Genomic DNA, 15992 nt, shown 5'->3' on the forward strand with positions numbered 1-15992 from the left:
TCAGAGGGCGCCCTTCGTGGAGGGAAGGATGCCGGCGGCCCGCGGGTCGCGCTCGGCGGCGTAGCGCAGGGCGCGTGCGAGGGCCTTGAACTGGCACTCCACGATGTGGTGCGCGTTGCGGCCGTACGGGACGTGCACGTGCAGGGCGATCTGCGCCTGCGCGACGAAGGACTCCAGGATGTGCCGGGTCATGGTCGTGTCGTACGCGCCGATCATCGGCGCCATGTTCTCGGGCTCGGTGTGCACGAGGTACGGGCGGCCCGACAGGTCGACGGTGACCTGGGCGAGGGACTCGTCCAGCGGCACGGTGCAGTTGCCGAAGCGGTAGATGCCCACCTTGTCGCCGAGGGCCTGCTTGAAGGCGGCGCCCAGCGCGAGGGCGGTGTCCTCGATGGTGTGGTGGCTGTCGATGTGCAGGTCGCCGTCGGTCTTGACGGTGAGGTCGAACAGGCCGTGGCGGCCGAGCTGGTCGAGCATGTGGTCGTAGAAGCCGACGCCGGTCGACACGTCGACCTTGCCGGTGCCGTCGAGGTCTATCTCGACCAGGACCGAGGTCTCCTTGGTGGTGCGTTCCACCCGTCCGATGCGGCTCATGCCTGCTGCTCCTTCTTCAGTGCGCGAACCGCTTCCAGGAACGCGTCGTTCTCGGCCGGGGTGCCCGCGGTGACCCGCAGCCATCCGGGTACCCCGTTGTCCCGGACCAGGACGCCCTGGTCGAGGATCCGCTGCCAGGCGGTGTGGGAGTCGTCGAACCGGCCGAACTGCACGAAGTTCGCGTCGGACTCGGTGACCTCGTAACCGAGGGCGCGGAGCTCCGCGACCAGCCGGTCCCGCTCGGTCTTGAGCTGCTCGACGTAGCCGAGCAGGGTGTCGGTGTGCTCCAGGGCGGCCAGGGCCGTGGCCTGGGTGACGGCCGACAGGTGGTAGGGCAGGCGCACCAGCTGGACGGCGTCCACGACGGCCGGGTGCGCGGCCAGGTAGCCCAGGCGCAGGCCGGCCGCGCCGAAGGCCTTGGACATGGTCCGGGAGACCACCAGGTTGGGCCGGCCCTCGATCAGCGGCAGGAGGGAGTCCCGGTGGCTGAACTCGACGTACGCCTCGTCGACGATCACCAGCGAGGGCTTCGCGGCCTGGGCGGCCTCGAACAGGGCGAGGACCGTCTCGGCCTCGACCGCCGTGCCGGTGGGGTTGTTCGGCGAGGTGATGAAGACGACGTCGGGCGCGTGCTCGGCGATGGCCCGCTCGGCGGCGGCCACGTCGATGGTGAAGTCCGCGTTGCGCGGGCCGGAGATCCAGCGGGTGCCGGTGCCCCGCGCGATCAGCGCGTGCATCGAGTACGAGGGCTCGAAGCCGATCGCGGTCCGGCCGGGTCCGCCGAAAGTCTGCAGCAGCTGCTGGATGACCTCGTTGGAGCCGTTGGCCGCCCAGACGTTCTCCTTGGCGACCGGGTGCTTGCCGGTGCGGGTGAGGTACGCCGCGAGCTCGGTGCGCAGCTCGACCGCGTCCCGGTCGGGGTAGCGGTTGAGGGTGCGGGCGGCGTCGGCGACGCGCTCGGCGATCCGCCGTACGAGTGGTTCGGGCAGCTCGTACGGGTTCTCGTTGGTGTTCAGCTGGACGGGCACGTCGAGCTGCGGGGCGCCGTAGGGGGACTTGCCGCGCAGTTCGTCCCGGATGGGAAGGTCGTCGATTCCGGTCACAGCTGGGGAACCTTCCATCCGAAGCGGGCCTTGAGGGCCGCGCCGTGCGCGGGCAGGTCCTCGGCCTCGGCCAGCGTCACCACGTGGTGGGTGACGTCGGCGAGGGCGTCGCGCGTGTAGTCGACGATGTGGATGCCGCGCAGGAAGGACTGCACGGACAGGCCCGAGGAGTGGCAGGCGCAGCCGCCGGTGGGCAGGACGTGGTTGGAGCCGGCGCAGTAGTCGCCGAGGGAGACCGGGGACCACGGGCCGACGAAGATCGCGCCGGCGTTGCGGACCCGGGCGGCCCAGGCGGCGGCGTCGGCGGTCTGGATCTCCAGGTGCTCGGCGCCGTAGGCGTCGACGACCTTGAGGCCGTCCTCCAGGCTGTCGACCAGGACGATCGCGGACTGCTTGCCCGCGAGGGCCGGCTTGATCCGGTCCTCGACGTGCTTGGTTGCCGCGACCTGCGGCTCCAGCTCCCGCTCGACGGCGGCCGCGAGCTCGGCGGAGTCGGTGACCAGGACGGCGGCGGCCAGCGGGTCGTGCTCGGCCTGGCTGATCAGGTCGGCGGCGACGTGCACGGGGTCGGCGGTGGCGTCGGCGAGGACCGCGATCTCGGTCGGGCCGGCCTCGGTGTCGATGCCGATCTTCCCGGTGAAGTAGCGCTTGGCGGCCGCGACCCAGATGTTGCCGGGGCCGGTGACCATGTTCACCGGGGCGCAGTCCTCGGTCCCGTACGCGAACATCGCGACGGCCACGGCGCCGCCGGCCGCGTACACCTCGTCCACGCCGAGGAGCGCGCAGGCGGCCAGGATGGTCGGGTGCGGCAGGCCGCCGAACTCCTTCTGGGGCGGGGACGCGAGCGCGATCGACTCGACGCCCGCCTCCTGCGCCGGGACGACGTTCATGACCACGGAGGAGGGGTAGACGGAGCGGCCGCCGGGCGCGTACAGGCCCACCCGGCCGACCGGAACCCACTTCTCGGTCACGGTGCCGCCGGGGACCACCTGGGTGGTGTGCTCGGTGCGGCGCTGGGCGCGGTGCACGGCGCGGGCCCGGCGGATGGACTCCTCCAGGGCCGCGCGGACGGCGGGATCCAGCTGCTCCAGGGCGGCCGTGAGCGCCTCGGCGGGCACCTTGACCTGCTCCAGCGTGACCCCGTCGAACTTCTGCGCGTACTCGATCAGCGCCGCCGTACCACGATGATGCACGTCCTCGCAGATCGGCCGCACCTTGTCCAGGGCGGCTTCCACGTCGAATTCGGCACGGGGCAGCAGATCGCGCAGGGCGCCGCCCTCGGGGAGGGCGTCGCCGCGCAGGTCGATACGAGAAATCACCGTCCAATTCTCTCAGACCCGCTCCCACGACCGTTCGCCCGTATCACTGGCTGATACACGCCCCGGCTGTCACTGATGACCCTTAGCGTTCGAGTACGCGCGGAATCCGGCGCGGAACGAGCGGAGGGGGGCCGCCATGACCGAGGCACGGGCCGGCGAGGAACCGGACGACCTCACCGGGGCCGAACGGCGGATGTGGCAGGCGTTCCGGACCGGCAGCGTCTGCGATCTCAGTACGCACAGCGCGGCGCAGGACGACCCGATGTCGGAGCGGACCTGGGGCCCCGAGCGCAGCGTCCGCGCCGAGATCGTGGCGCTGCTGCTGCTCCACGGGCCGCCGCCGGTGCCGGGGCGGGTCTCCTCGCTCAAGCTGCGCGGGGTGCGCGTCACGGGCCGGCTGGACCTGTCGGGCGGCACCGTGGAGCCGTACGTCGAACTCCAGTCCTGTCGCTTCGACAGCGAGGTCCAGCTCTCCGAGACCCGGGTGGGCACGCTGCGCATGGTCCGCTGTGCGATACCGCGGCTGGACGCGGCCCGCCTGCACACCGAGGGGGACCTGCACCTGCCGCGCTGCCGGGTGGCGCGCGGGGTGCGGCTGACCGACGCCCAGATCGGCACCGACCTGCTGATCAGCCAGGCCGTGATCCAGCGGGACAGCAAGGGCCGGGCGATAGCGGCCGACGGCATGTCGGTGGCGCAGGACTTCCAGGGCGAGCTGCTCCAGGCGTACGGGGAGGTCAGCCTGCGCGGGGCGAAGATCGGCGTGTCGATGAGCCTGCGCGGGGCCCGGCTGAGCAATCCGTACGGGCGACGCGCGCTGAACGCGCCGCAGCTGACGGTGGAGCGCACGCTGTACCTGACCTCGATCGCCGTGGACCACGGCACCGGCGACCCCATGTCCACTCCCCCGTACGGGCTGGGCCAGACGCCCACGCGGGGCCAGCGCTCCCGGCATTTCGAGTGCCGGGGCGGGCTGCGGCTGGACGACGGGCGCTTCGGGGACGCGGTGGACTTCTACGGGGCCCGCTTCGCCCTGGCCGAGGACCAGGAGGTGTCGCTGCGGCGGATCCAGACGCCCGAGTTCCGCTTCGTCGGGGAGCCGCTGGAGCAGGGCCGGGTGGTGGTCTCGGGGTCCAAGGTGGTCAAGCTCGTCGACCGGTCCACGAGCTGGCCCGGTCCGGGCCGGCTGGCGATCGAGGGCTTCGTGTACGAGAACCTCGCCCCGCGCGGCCACTTCCCGCTGGTGCGCCGGCTGGCCTGGCTGGAGGCCGCGACCCCGGAGTACTCGCCAGAGCCGTACGAGCGGCTGGCGAGCGTCCTGCGGGCCGGCGGCGAGGACGCGGACGCCCGTGAGGTGCTGCTGGCCAAGCAGCGCCGGCGGCGTCGGACGCTGCCGCTCGCCGGGAAGCTGTGGGGCTACGTCCAGGACTGGACGGTGGCGTACGGCTACCGGCCGGGCCGGGCGGCGATGTGGATGGCGGTGCTGTGGGCCGCGGGGGCGGTGCTGCTCAGCACCCACGACCCGCGGCCGATCAAACCGGACGAGGCCCCGCAGTGGAACGCGGTGCTGTTCGCCCTGGACCTGCTGCTGCCCGTGATCGACCTCGGCCAGCAGGACCGCTGGCGGCTGACGGGCGGCTGGCAATGGGCCGCGGCGGCCCTGGTGATGCTCGGCTGGATCCTGGCGACGACGGTGGCGGCGGGCGCGTCGCGGCTGCTGAGGCGCGGATGAGGCGGTGCCCGGCGGTGACGGGCGCGGGGTCTCGGCCATTACCCTGTGCGTCGTGACCACCGTTCGCCTTCCGCTGTTCCCCCTGAACACGGTGCTGTTCCCGGGGCTCGTGCTCCCGCTGAACGTCTTCGAGGAGCGGTATCGCGCCATGATGCGCGAACTGCTGAAGACCAGCGACGAGGAGCCGCGCCGGTTCGCCGTCGTCGCCATCCGCGACGGCCGCGAGGTGGCACCCAGCGCCCCGGGGATGCCGGACCCGACCGCCGGGCCCGAGCGGGGCCCGGCCGCGGGCTTCGGCAGCGATCCGATCCAGGCGTTCCACCGGGTGGGGTGCGTGGCGGACGCGGCGACGATCCGCGAGCGGGAGGACGGCAGCTTCGAGGTGCTGGCGACGGGCACGACGCGGGTCCGGCTGCTGTCGGTCGAGGCGTCCGGCCCGTACCTGGTGGCGGAGCTGGAGGAGCTCGCCGAGGACCCGGGCGACGGCGCCGGCGCGCTCGCGGAGGGGGTGCTGCGGGCCTTCCGCGCCTACCAGAAGCGGCTGGCGGGCGCCCGGGAGCGGACCCTGGCCACGGCCGCGGAGCTGCCGGACGAGCCGTCGGTGGTGTCGTACCTGGTCGCGGCGGCCGCGGTGCTGGACGTCCCGGCCAAGCAGCGGCTGCTCCAGGCGCCGGACACCGCGACGCGGCTGGCGGAGGAGCTGAAGCTGCTGCGGTCGGAGACTGCGGTGATCCGCCATCTGCCGTCGCTGCCGATGGTGGACCTGACGCGGACGCCGACGAGCCTGAACTGAAGCGTGAACCGACCCGAGGGGGAACCGACGTGCCGAAGAAGCCGAAGGCGGCGAGGGCTGGCGCTGCCGCTGCCGCTGCTGCCGCCACACCGGCGCTGACCGCGGTCGCGTCGGCGGGCGTCGCCCACACGGTGCACGCCTACGAGCACGACCCGGCGCACCCCTCGTACGGCGAGGAGGCGGCGCAGGCGCTCGGGGTGTCGCCGGAGCAGGTGTTCAAGACCCTGGTCGCGGACGTCGACGGCCGGCTGACCGTGGCCGTCGTACCGGTGGCGGGTTCGCTGGACCTCAAGGCGCTGGCGTCGGCGGTCGGCGGCAAGCGGGCGGCGATGGCGGACCCGGCGCTGGCGGAACGGACGACGGGCTACGTCCGGGGCGGTATCTCGCCGCTGGGCCAGCGCAAGCGGCTGCCGACGGTGCTGGACGCGTCGTCGGCGGGGTTCGCGACGATCTGCGTCTCGGCCGGCCGCCGGGGCCTGGAGGTCGAACTGTCCCCGTCGGACCTGACGACCCTCACGTCAGCGGTGGTGGCCCCGATCGCCCGCCCCTGACTCCGACCCGCGCCGCCTCGGTTTCCGGGGACTCCGCCCCCGCACCTCCGCGCCTCAAACGCCGGCGAGGCTGGAGTGGTGCCCGCCGGGCTCAAAGATCGGGGGCTCCGCCCCCGGACCCCCAGTACGTGCGCTTCGCGCCCGTGCGCTCAAACGCCGCGCGGGCTGGAGATGCCGCTGCGCGGCATCCCAGCCCCGCGGCACTCACCCCACGTCCGCCAAGGGCCTTCCGCAACACCGCCGGGCCCATTTCAGCCCCGCCGGCGATTGAGGCGCGGGGCGGAGGCCCGGTTGCCGGGTCAGTGGTCCGGGGTCGGGCGGTCGTGGACGTGCGGGGGCGGGTACGGGCCCGCCCAGGCCGGCGCGGGTGCCGGGTCGCGGGGGGTGAACAGGGCCGTCAGGCCCAGGTGCACGGCCACCGCGGCCATCGGCCACGCCAGCAGCACCCCGTGGGCCAACAGTTGCAGCGGCGCGTCGAACGGCACCCCCTTGCCCGCCCGGACCGCCGCCCCGGCCACGTCCCCGGAGGGACCCAGCCACATCCCCAGCCGCCACCCGACGAGCGCGGCGAAGCACGAGCCGACCGCCAGCCCGACGACCAGCGGCACACCGCCCCGCCGGCGCCACAGGAACGTCGCGCCCGCGCTCAGCACGCCCAGCCCCGCCGACAGCAGGAAGAACGTGCCGTCGGCCCCGATCCGGGCCTCGCTCTCGGTGTCGCGCAGGAAGACGATCTGCCCGTTGGAGACGAACTGCATCCGCGGCGCCAGCCACACCCACAGCAGTCCGAGCAGCACGCCGGACACCCCGACGGCCAGGGCGACGGCCGCGCCGTCCCGGATGTCGGCCGGGGTGATCTTCTCCGGTTCCGGCCCGGGCCCCGGCGTCGGCACGGGCGCCGGCTCCGGCTCGAACCCGCCGGACTTGGTCATGGCTTCGCTCACCCCCACATCGTGCCAGGTGGCGCCGGGACCGGCGTCAGCGGACCGCCGCCCGCCGGTACGCCCAGGTCGCGACCGTCAGCGACAGGACGCCCACCGCACCGCACACGCCCAGGTCGAGGGCGACCGCCGCCCAGTCCGGCCGCGGCGCGAAGGTCCGCGCGAAGGCCTCCACGCCGTACGTCGACGGCAGCGCGTCCCGCGCCCACACGATCACGTCGGGCATCCGCTCGGGCGGCAGGACGCCCAGCAGCAGCGCCGCCGACATGCCCAGCTGCCCGGCCAGCGTGGCCAGCTCCTGGCGCGGGGCCAGCAGGCCGAGCGCGGCGCCCAGGCCCGCCAGCGCCGCCCCCGCCAGGGGGACGACGAGCAGCAGGATCCACAGTCCGCCCATCGGCAGCCCGAACAGCACGCACCCGAAGACCGCCGTCACCAGCGTTCCGGGCAGCGTGAACGACGCGTACGCCGCCGCCGCGCCCAGCACGACCGAGGCGGGCGGCACCGGCAGGGTGGCGTAGTGGTCGAGCCCGCCGCCGGCCCGCAGCTGCCCGAAGTACTGGGCGAGCAGGTTGAGCGCGACGAAGGCGACGACGAGGACGGAGGAGCCGGCGACGACCGCCCGCGCCTCGGTGCCGCCGTCCACGACCCCGCGCATCAGGATCATGATCCCGACCGACTGGAAGGTCGCCACGAAGAGCAGCGGGATCCGCGCCACCCGGGCGCGGGACAGCTGGGCGCGGTAGACGGCCGCGAGGGCCGGGAACAGCCGGGCGCGCGGCGCCAGTACGGCCGCCCCGGCGTTCCCCGGGGCTCCGTCCGCGGCGCCGGCGGCCGCGGTGGGCGTCCCGGCTTCGGCCACGGCTGCGGCCACGGCTGCGGTCGAGCGGTCGCTCACGCCTTCACCAACCCCTTCGTCCGGCCGCCCAGTGCCAGGTACACGTCCTCCAGGCTGGGCGTGGCGAGGGTGAAGTCGTCCAGTGCGGCGAACGCCGAACCGCCGGTCACGGCGGCCACCGCCGCCCGTGCCTCGTCGGGCCCCATGCGCAGCACCCATTTGCGTCCGGCCTCGGTGGCCAGGGGCGCCAGGGCGGCGACCTCCGGCACGTTCAGGGGCGGCTTCTCGCGCCACACCAGTTCCAGGCGGACCTCGTCGGAGACCCGCGCCTTGAGCCCGGCGGGGGTGTCGCAGGCGATGATCCGGCCCTGGTCGACGACGGCGACCCGGTCCAGGACGGTCTCCGCCTCGATGACGTTGTGGGTGACCAGCAGCACCGTGGCCCCGTACTGGGCGCGGCGCCGGTCGACGGCCGTCCAGACCGCCCGCCGGGCCACCGGGTCCATGCCGGTGGTCGGCTCGTCGAGGACCAGGACCGGCCGTTCGCCCACCAGGGTGGCGGCGAAGCAGGCCAGCCGCCGCTGCCCGCCGGAGAGTTTCTTCAGCGGCCGTCCGGCGATCGCCGTCAGGCCGAGTTCGTCGAGTACGTCGTCCCGCTCGGCCCGCGCCCGGCGGGCGCCCAGTCCGCGCAGCCGTCCGGTGGTCTCGGCGGCCAGGGCCACCGTGAGCTCGTCCAGGGCGGTGGATTCCTGCCCGAGGTAGGCGAGCAGCCGGGCGGCCCGTTCGGGGTGGCGTACGAGGTCGTGTCCGAGGAGGGTCACCGAGCCGGCGTCGGGCCGCAGCAGCCCGGTCAGCTGGCGGACCAGCGTGGACTTGCCGGCGCCGTTGGGGCCGAGCAGTCCGAAGATCTCGCCGCGGCGGACCTCCAGGGAGATCCCGTCGGTGGCCCGGGTCTCGGGCAGGGCCGGGGCTCCGCGCCCGCCCCGCACCGCGGGGTAGGTCTTGACGAGGTCACGCACCACGCAGACCGCGTCGGCCGTGGCCCCTGACGCGGTGTGCCCCGCCTGTGCTGTGCCCGTACTCACGAGGGAGCAGCCTACGGGGTTGTCGCGCGGTCCCCGCGCCCGGGGCGCCCGCGCCGGGCCGCGAGGGACCCTGCGCGCCGGGCCGCGAGGACCCCCGCGCGCGCCCGGCCTACTCGGTGAACGGCGCGGGTGCGGTGGCCGGCGGGGCGACGTGCTCGGCGGCCGCGCGGACGTCGATCTCCCGCCAGAACCCCGCCCGGATGGCATAGCGGTCGTGCTCGTCGATCTGGTCGTCCTTGTGGGCGAGCAGGCCGAACCGGGCGGCGTAGCGCAGCAGCTCGCCGTCGATGCGGTGCGGGATGCGCGGGTAGAGGGTGGCCAGTCGGGTCAGGTGGACGGTCTCGGGCAGGCGTTCCATCCAGCGCCGGGCGAAGACCTGGCCGACCTCGAAGGGGTCGCCGCCGACGGTGGTGATGTCCTCCTCCCGGTCGGCCCAGCGCTGCTCGGCGCTGGTGAGCTGGGCCAGCGTGGGCAGGGAGGCCGTCTCGGCGGGTTCGCCGAGCGGGCCGGCCCGGTCGATCCAGCCCCGGTCGGAGGACCAGCGCAGGGCGCTGCCCGCCGGGGCCTGGCCGTTGTGCGGGGCCGGCGCGGCGGCCTGCCCGGGGGCCCGCAGGCCCGCGAGGTCCTTGGGGGTGGGCACGGTGGTCTTCCCGGCGCTCGCCGGGGCGGGTACGGGGGCGCCGTCGGGGTGCGCGGCGGCGGGCGTGCCGGGACCGGCGGTGCCGCCCCCGCCGGGGCCGCCGCCGTGGCCGGTGCCGGGTGGGCCGCCGGGTCCGGCGGGGGCGGCGGCCGCTCCGTTGCGGGCGGCCTCGGCGAGGGCCGCCTCCGGCAGCGGGGCGGAGAGGATCGCCGCGATCTCCGGCCGGGGTGCGGGCGGCGGCGGGCAGATCCCCGCGAGGTCCTTGGCGCGGACGGCCCGGGTGATCCAGGCCCGGTCCAGGACGCGGCGCTCGTCGGCCTCGGCGACCAGGTCCTCGGACTGGTTGTAGTCGCCGTCGGCGGCCTGGACGGCCCACAGGTGGACGGCGACCCCGTGCTCCTTGGCGGACATCAGCCCGGGCAGCAGGTCGCCGTCCCCGGTCACCAGGACCACGTCCGAGCAGGCGCGGTTTCTGGCCAGCTCGGTGAGCTCGGCGTGCATGGCCGCGTCCACGCCCTTCTGGGCCCAGCGGCCGTCGCTTCGGGTGAGGGCACCCAGCCGGACGGTGACCCGGGGCATGACGCGAAGCCGCCGGTGTTCGGGCTGCGGCACCCGGTCGGGGGCACCGTCGAACCAGTAGATCCGCAGCAGGGGCTGCTCGGTGTCCGCCTCGGCCCGCTCGCGCAGGCCCTGGATGAGGGCGGCGTGGTCGACGGTGATGCGGGAGCGGGACGGCTCCCCTGCCAGGAGGCTCGCGGCGGCGCCCAGCAGGTAGCCGGCGTCCACCAGGACGACGCAGCGGTCCACGCGTTCCACCCTCTTTCGGGGAGCGGTCTTGGTTTCCCCGAGTCTGCCCGACCGTAAGGGCGTTGACGGCCGGAACTCGATCACCGGCGTGGCGGATCTCGCGGTTCCACCGGCTACGCACAGTAAAGATCCAAAATGCGCGGTGTGTGATGACATGTGAGGGTGAAGGCGGTCCTGGCCCCTAGACCCTCACGGAGGTTCCACCATGGCCAAGAACAAGAACCGCCAGCAGCCCGCGAAGCAGCAGCCCCGCTCCGCACAGGAGCCGTCCAAGGGCTCGTCGGAGACCGAGTCGATGTCCTCGTCCTCGCCCTCGTCGCCCAGTCCGATGGACATGGCGCACAAGCGCAAGGAAAAGAAGTTCGGCCACAACTGACCGGCCGGGACGTCGCGGGCCCGCGCGCGGGCGTGTGAGAGCGGTACGGAAGAAGGGTGCACCCGGCGGGCCGGGTGCACCCTCGTGTGTCATCCGGCGTGTGTCATCCGGCCAGGCAGGACGGGCCGAGCAGGACCTTCAGGTCGCCGAAGAGGGCCGGGTCGGGCTGCACCCGGTGCCGGTCCAGGCGCAGGACGGTCGTGGTGCGGGGGCCCTGGAGCTTGATCCGTACCTCTGTGTTGCCCTTGTGGTGGCGGAGGATCTCACCGAGGCGGGTGACCATCGGAGGGGTCACCTTGACGGTGGGGATGGTCAGGACCACCGGGGCGTTGGTGCCGGCGGAGGACAGGTCCGGGACCATCAGTTCCATGGCGACCAGCCGGGGCACGTCCTCGCGCTTGTCGAGGCGGCCCTTGACGAACACGACGGTGTCCTCGACCAGCTGGGTGGAGACGAGCTGGTAGGTCGCGGGGAAGAACATGCACTCGATGGAGCCGGCCAGGTCCTCGACGGTGGCGATGGCCCAGGCGTTGCCCTGCTTGGTCATCTTGCGCTGGAGGCCGGAGATGATGCCGCCGATGGTGACGACGGCGCCGTCGCTGTGCTCGCCACCGGTCAGCTGGGAGATGCCGGCGTCCGTCTTGTCCGACAGCACGTGCTCCAGGCCGAAGAGCGGGTGGTCGGAGACGTAGAGGCCGAGCATCTCGCGTTCCTGGGCGAGCAGGTAGGACTTCTCCCACTCGACGTCGGAGAACTCGACGTCGAGGCCGAAGCCGGGCTCGCTGCTGTCCTCCTCGCCCATGCCGCCGAACAGGTCGAACTGTCCCTCGGCCTCCTTGCGCTTGACCGCGACCACGTTGTCGATCATCGACTCGTGGTGGGCGACCAGGCCCTTGCGGGTGTGGCCCATCTCGTCGAAGGCGCCGGCCTTGATCAGCGACTCGACGGTGCGCTTGTTGCAGACGACGGCCTCGACCTTGTCCAGGAAGTCGGGGAAGGAGGAGTACTTCCCCTTGGCCTTCCTGGTCTTGATGATCGACTCGACGACGTTCTGGCCGACGTTGCGCACGGCGGTGAGGCCGAAGAGGATCACGTCGTCGCCCTGGGCGGCGAAGTTCGGCTCCGACTCGTTCACGTTCGGCGGGAGCACCTTGATGCCCATGCGGCGGCACTCGTTCAGGTAGATCGCGGACTTGTCCTTGTCGTCCTTGACCGACGTGAGCAGGCCCGCCATGTACTCGGCCGGGTGGTTGGCCTTGAGGTAGGCGGTCCAGTAGGAGACCAGGCCGTACGCGGCGGAGTGGGCCTTGTTGAAGGCGTAGCCGGCGAAGGGGACCAGGACGTCCCACAGGGCCTGGATGGCCTGGTCGGAGTAGCCGTTCTTGCGGGCGCCCTCCTGGAAGATGGTGAAGTTCTTCGCCAGTTCCTCGGGCTTCTTCTTGCCCATCACGCGGCGCAGGATGTCGGCCTCGCCGAGCGAGTACCCGGCGATGATCTGGGCGGCCTTCTGCACCTGCTCCTGGTAGACGATCAGGCCGTAGGTGACCGCGAGCACCTCTTCGAGCGGCTTCTCCAGCTCGGGGTGGATCGGGGTGATCTCCTGCTGCTTGTTCTTGCGCAGGGCGTAGTTCGTGTGCGAGTTCATGCCCATCGGGCCCGGCCGGTAGAGGGCCGACACGGCGGAGATGTCCTCGAAGTTGTCGGGCTTCATCAGGCGCAGCAGGGAGCGCATGGGGCCGCCGTCGAACTGGAAGACGCCGAGGGTGTCACCGCGGCCGAGCAGCTCGAAGGTCTTGGGGTCGTCGAGCGGGAGGGCCAGGAGATCGATGTCGATCCCCTTGTTGGCCTTCACCATCTTGACGGCGTCGTCCATGATCGTGAGGTTGCGCAGGCCCAGGAAGTCCATCTTCAGCAGGCCGAGCGACTCGCAGCTCGGGTAGTCCCACTGGGTGATGGTGACGCCGTCGGTGTGCCGCACCCAGACGGGGACGTGGTCGGTGATCGGCTCGCTGGACATGATCACGCCGGCGGCGTGCACGCCCATCTGGCGGACCAGGCCCTCGACGCCGCGGGCGGTGTCGATGACCTTCTTCACGTCGGGCTCGTTCTCGTACATCGAGCGGATCTCGCCGGCCTCGCTGTAGCGCGGGTGCGAGGGGTCGAGGATGCCGGAGAGCGGGATGCCCTTGCCGAGGACGTCGGCGGGCATGGCCTTGGTGAGCCGGTCGCCCATGGCGTACGGGTAGCCCAGCACGCGCGCGGAGTCCTTGATCGCGTTCTTGGCCTTGATGGTGCCGTACGTACCGATCATGGCGACCTTGTCCTCGCCGTACTTCTCGGTCACGTACCGGATCACCTCGACGCGCCGGCGCTCGTCGAAGTCGATGTCGACGTCGGGCATGGAGACGCGCTCGGGGTTGAGGAACCGCTCGAAGATCAGGCCGTGCGGGATCGGGTCGAGGTCGGTGATGCCCATGGCGTAGGCGACGATCGAGCCGGCCGCGGAGCCGCGGCCGGGGCCCACCGCGATGCCCTGGTTCTTGGCCCACATGATGAAGTCGGCGACCACGAGGAAGTAACCGGGGAAGCCCATCGAGATGATGACGTCCATCTCGTACTCGGCCTGCTTCATGCGGTCCTCGGGGATACCGCCGGGAAAGCGGCGGTGCATCCCCTTCATGGTCTCCTCACGGAACCAGGTGACCTCGGTGTAGCCCTCCGGGATGTCGAACTTCGGCATCAGGTTCCGGAATTTGAACATGCCCTCGGTGTCGACCTGCTCCGCGACCAGCCTCGTGTTGGCGCAGCCCTCCTGCCAGGCGTCCGAGGAGTCGATCGCGTACATCTCGTCGGTCGACTTCAGGTAGTAGCCGGAGCCGTCGAAGCGGAAGCGGTCGGGGTCGGAGAGGTTCTTGCCGGTCTGGATGCACAGCAGGGCGTCGTGGGCACCGGCCTCGGACGCGTACGTGTAGTGCGAGTCGTTCGTGACCAGCGGCGGGATGCCGAGCTTCTTGCCGATCTCCAGCAGGCCGTCGCGGACCCGGCGCTCGATCTCGATGCCGTGGTCCATCAGCTCCAGGAAGTACCGGTCCTTGCCGAAGATGTCCTGGTACTCGGAGGCCGACTTCAGGGCCTCGTCGAACTGGCCGAGGCGCAGCCGGGTCTGGAGCTCGCCGGAGGGGCAGCCGGTGGAGGCGATCAGGCCCTCCGACCACTGGCTGATGGTCTCCTTGTCCATGCGCGGCCACTTGGTCAGCCAGCCCTCGGCGTACGCGTCGGAGGACAGCCGGAAGAGGTTGTGCAGGCCGGTGGCGTTCGCCGCCCAGATCGTCTTGTGGGTGTAGCCGCCGGAGCCGGAGACGTCGTCGCGCTTCTGGTGCGGCTGGCCCCACTGGATGCGGCGCTTGTTGCGCCGGGACTCGGGGGCGACGTACGCCTCGATGCCGATGATCGGGGTGATGCCGGCCTTCTGCGCGGAGTGGAAGAAGTCGTACGCCCCGTGCAGGTTGCCGTGGTCGGACATGGCGATGTGTGTCATGCCCATCTCATTGCAGGCATGGAACATGTCCTTGAGCCGCGCGGCACCGTCCAGCAGCGAGTACTGGGTGTGGACGTGCAGGTGCGTGAACGGCTGCTTGGTCACGGCGGGGGGCTCCTGACACTGGGGGGCGGGGGCAGCTATGAATCCTACGTCCCACGGGTGACAGTCCGCGGGCACCGAGCGGTACGGTCGGGCGTTGCAGAACCAGGAAGGCCCACCCGGCGTCCAGCCGGTCAGAACCTGTACCAGCCCGTGCACCAGGAGGCACCCGCCATGGCGGTCCCCGAGACGACGAACGAGCAGCGCGCCGAGCAGATACTGGACGTCTTCGACACCGCGTTCGGCGAGCTGCTCGCCGCCGACCCCGCGGCCTTCCAGGTCAAATTCCGCAAGATGGCCGCGTCGGCCTTCGCCTTCTACCGGGGTACGGCCTGCCTCTTCTACGCCGACCTGGAGCGCGACCGGCACGGCGGCCCCTACCTGGACGAGCGCACCGGCCGGGTCTGGATCCACGGTGACCTGCACGCCGAGAACTTCGGCACGTACATGGACTCCCACGGGCGCCTGGTCTTCAACGTCAACGACTTCGACGAGGCCTACGTCGGCCCCTTCACCTGGGACCTGAAGCGGTTCGCCGCCTCGGTGGCCCTGATCGGCTACACCAAGGCGCTCAGCGACGAGCAGATCGGCGAGCTGGTGCGGATCTACGCGGAGGCCTACCGCGAGCGGATCCACGCCCTGGCGACGGGCGACCGGGACGAGGAGGGGTTCTCCTTCACCCTGGACACCGCCGAGGGCCCGCTGCTGGCGGCCCTGCGCGCGGCCCGCGCCCGTACCCGGTTCGCGCTGCTGGACTCGATGACCGAGATCCGCGACCACGAGCGCCGCTTCACGGCCGGCGGGGGCGCCATCGAGCTGGACGCGGCCACCCGCTACAAGGTGCTGGCCGCCTTCGACGGCTACCTGGAGACCCTGCCGGAGGAGTCCCTGGTCCGCCCGGACTCCTACCGGGTCAAGGACGTCGTCGGGCGCCGGGGCGTCGGGATCGGCTCGGCCGGCCTGCCCTCGTACAACATCCTGCTGGAGGGGCACAGCGACGCCCTGGAGAACGACGTCGTGATCTACCTCAAGCAGGCGCAGACCCCGGCGGTCTCCCGGCACGTCACCGACCGGTCGGTGCGCGAGTACTTCCAGCACGAGGGGCACCGCACGGTGATCTCCCAGCGGGCCCTGCAGGCGCACGCCGACCCGTGGCTGGGCTGGACGGAGCTGGACGGGGCGGGCCAGCTGGTCGCGGAGGTCTCGCCGTACGCGGTGGACCTGGACTGGTCGGACATCGACGACCCCGAGGAGATCGCGGCGGTGGTCGCGGACCTGGGCCGGGCGACGGCGACCATGCACGCGGCCGCCGACGCGGACGAGTCGGGGCAGTCGCTGGTGCCCTTCTCGACCGAGCGGGCCATCGACGCGGCGATCGCGGCCGACGAGAAGGGCTTCGCGGCGCTGCTGGTGGATTTCGCCCACGCCTACGGGGCGCGGGCCCGCGCCGACCACCAGATCTTCGTCGACCTCTTCCGTAACGGCAGGCTCACCCGCTGAAGCCGGCCGGCGGCCCGTAGCGGCCTGTGCGAGGGGGCCGAGGCCCCCCTTTCACAGGCAGTCGTGGGACACTCGG

Annotated in this window: 13 protein-coding genes; 5 read left to right on the forward strand and 8 right to left on the reverse strand. The window is 72.3% G+C overall.

Annotation, left to right across the window (positions count from 1 at the left end; genetic code table 11):
* The 3 genes from hisB to hisD are packed head-to-tail and all read right to left on the reverse strand — an operon-like array spanning window position 1 to window position 3016.
* Window positions 1-594 (reverse strand): imidazoleglycerol-phosphate dehydratase HisB, encoded by a 594-nt coding sequence (hisB, locus tag ACIPXB_RS11615; protein WP_401447691.1) that lies wholly within the window; start codon window positions 592-594, stop codon window positions 1-3.
* Window positions 591-1697, reverse strand: coding sequence for a histidinol-phosphate transaminase (locus tag ACIPXB_RS11620; protein ID WP_401447694.1), 1107 nt, complete (start codon window positions 1695-1697; stop codon window positions 591-593). The genes hisB and ACIPXB_RS11620 overlap by 4 nt, the downstream gene beginning before the upstream one ends.
* Window positions 1694-3016 (reverse strand): histidinol dehydrogenase, encoded by a 1323-nt coding sequence (gene hisD / locus ACIPXB_RS11625; protein WP_401447696.1) that lies wholly within the window; start codon window positions 3014-3016, stop codon window positions 1694-1696. The genes ACIPXB_RS11620 and hisD overlap by 4 nt, the downstream gene beginning before the upstream one ends.
* 136 nt (window positions 3017-3152) lie before the next feature.
* On the opposite strand from hisD, the gene ACIPXB_RS11630 reads away from it, so the two are divergent.
* Genes ACIPXB_RS11630 through ybaK form a run of 3 tightly spaced genes read left to right on the forward strand, consistent with a single transcriptional unit; the run spans window position 3153 to window position 6092 of the window.
* Entirely contained in the window at window positions 3153-4748 is a 1596-nt protein-coding gene (locus ACIPXB_RS11630) for an oxidoreductase (RefSeq protein ID WP_401447698.1), read from the forward strand.
* Window positions 4749-4800: 52 nt separating this feature from the next.
* Window positions 4801-5541 carry an LON peptidase substrate-binding domain-containing protein gene (locus ACIPXB_RS11635; RefSeq protein ID WP_401447700.1) on the forward strand — a complete coding sequence of 247 codons (741 nt, stop codon included), beginning with the start codon at window positions 4801-4803 and terminating at the stop codon, window positions 5539-5541.
* A gap of 29 nt (window positions 5542-5570) precedes the next feature.
* A complete protein-coding gene (ybaK, locus tag ACIPXB_RS11640) occupies window positions 5571-6092 on the forward strand; it encodes a Cys-tRNA(Pro) deacylase (protein WP_401447703.1) in 522 nt (173 codons plus the stop codon).
* Window positions 6093-6391: 299 nt separating this feature from the next.
* Here ybaK and ACIPXB_RS11645 read toward each other — a convergent pair whose 3' ends face one another.
* From ACIPXB_RS11645 to ACIPXB_RS11660, 4 genes are all read right to left on the reverse strand, one after another.
* Window positions 6392-7036 carry a hypothetical protein gene (locus tag ACIPXB_RS11645; protein WP_401447705.1) on the reverse strand — a complete coding sequence of 215 codons (645 nt, stop codon included), beginning with the start codon at window positions 7034-7036 and terminating at the stop codon, window positions 6392-6394.
* A gap of 34 nt (window positions 7037-7070) precedes the next feature.
* Window positions 7071-7817 carry an ABC transporter permease gene (locus tag ACIPXB_RS11650; protein ID WP_401448273.1) on the reverse strand — a complete coding sequence of 249 codons (747 nt, stop codon included), beginning with the start codon at window positions 7815-7817 and terminating at the stop codon, window positions 7071-7073.
* A 107-nt stretch (window positions 7818-7924) separates the two neighbouring features.
* Complete coding sequence (locus ACIPXB_RS11655; protein ID WP_401447707.1) at window positions 7925-8953, reverse strand: ABC transporter ATP-binding protein; 1029 nt, start codon at window positions 8951-8953, stop codon at window positions 7925-7927.
* A 109-nt stretch (window positions 8954-9062) separates the two neighbouring features.
* Window positions 9063-10409 (reverse strand): NYN domain-containing protein, encoded by a 1347-nt coding sequence (locus ACIPXB_RS11660; RefSeq protein WP_401447709.1) that lies wholly within the window; start codon window positions 10407-10409, stop codon window positions 9063-9065.
* 196 nt (window positions 10410-10605) lie between these two features.
* Between ACIPXB_RS11660 and ACIPXB_RS11665 the strand changes: the two genes are divergently transcribed.
* Window positions 10606-10776 (forward strand): hypothetical protein, encoded by a 171-nt coding sequence (locus tag ACIPXB_RS11665; protein WP_401447711.1) that lies wholly within the window; start codon window positions 10606-10608, stop codon window positions 10774-10776.
* A 103-nt stretch (window positions 10777-10879) separates the two neighbouring features.
* On the opposite strand, the gene dnaE is transcribed toward ACIPXB_RS11665, so the two are convergent.
* Window positions 10880-14419, reverse strand: a complete 3540-nt coding sequence (gene dnaE, locus ACIPXB_RS11670; protein WP_401447713.1) for a DNA polymerase III subunit alpha — start codon at window positions 14417-14419, stop codon at window positions 10880-10882.
* A 171-nt stretch (window positions 14420-14590) separates the two neighbouring features.
* Here dnaE and ACIPXB_RS11675 point away from each other — a divergent pair, with 171 nt between their 5' ends.
* The gene (locus tag ACIPXB_RS11675; protein WP_401447715.1) at window positions 14591-15916 is read left to right on the forward strand and encodes a DUF2252 domain-containing protein; all 1326 of its coding nucleotides are present in this window, start codon (window positions 14591-14593) and stop codon (window positions 15914-15916) included.
* The last annotated feature ends 76 nt before the right edge of the window (window positions 15917-15992 follow it).

This window comes from Streptomyces sp. NPDC090022 (assembly GCF_044748145.1).
Taxonomy (GTDB): domain Bacteria; phylum Actinomycetota; class Actinomycetes; order Streptomycetales; family Streptomycetaceae; genus Streptomyces.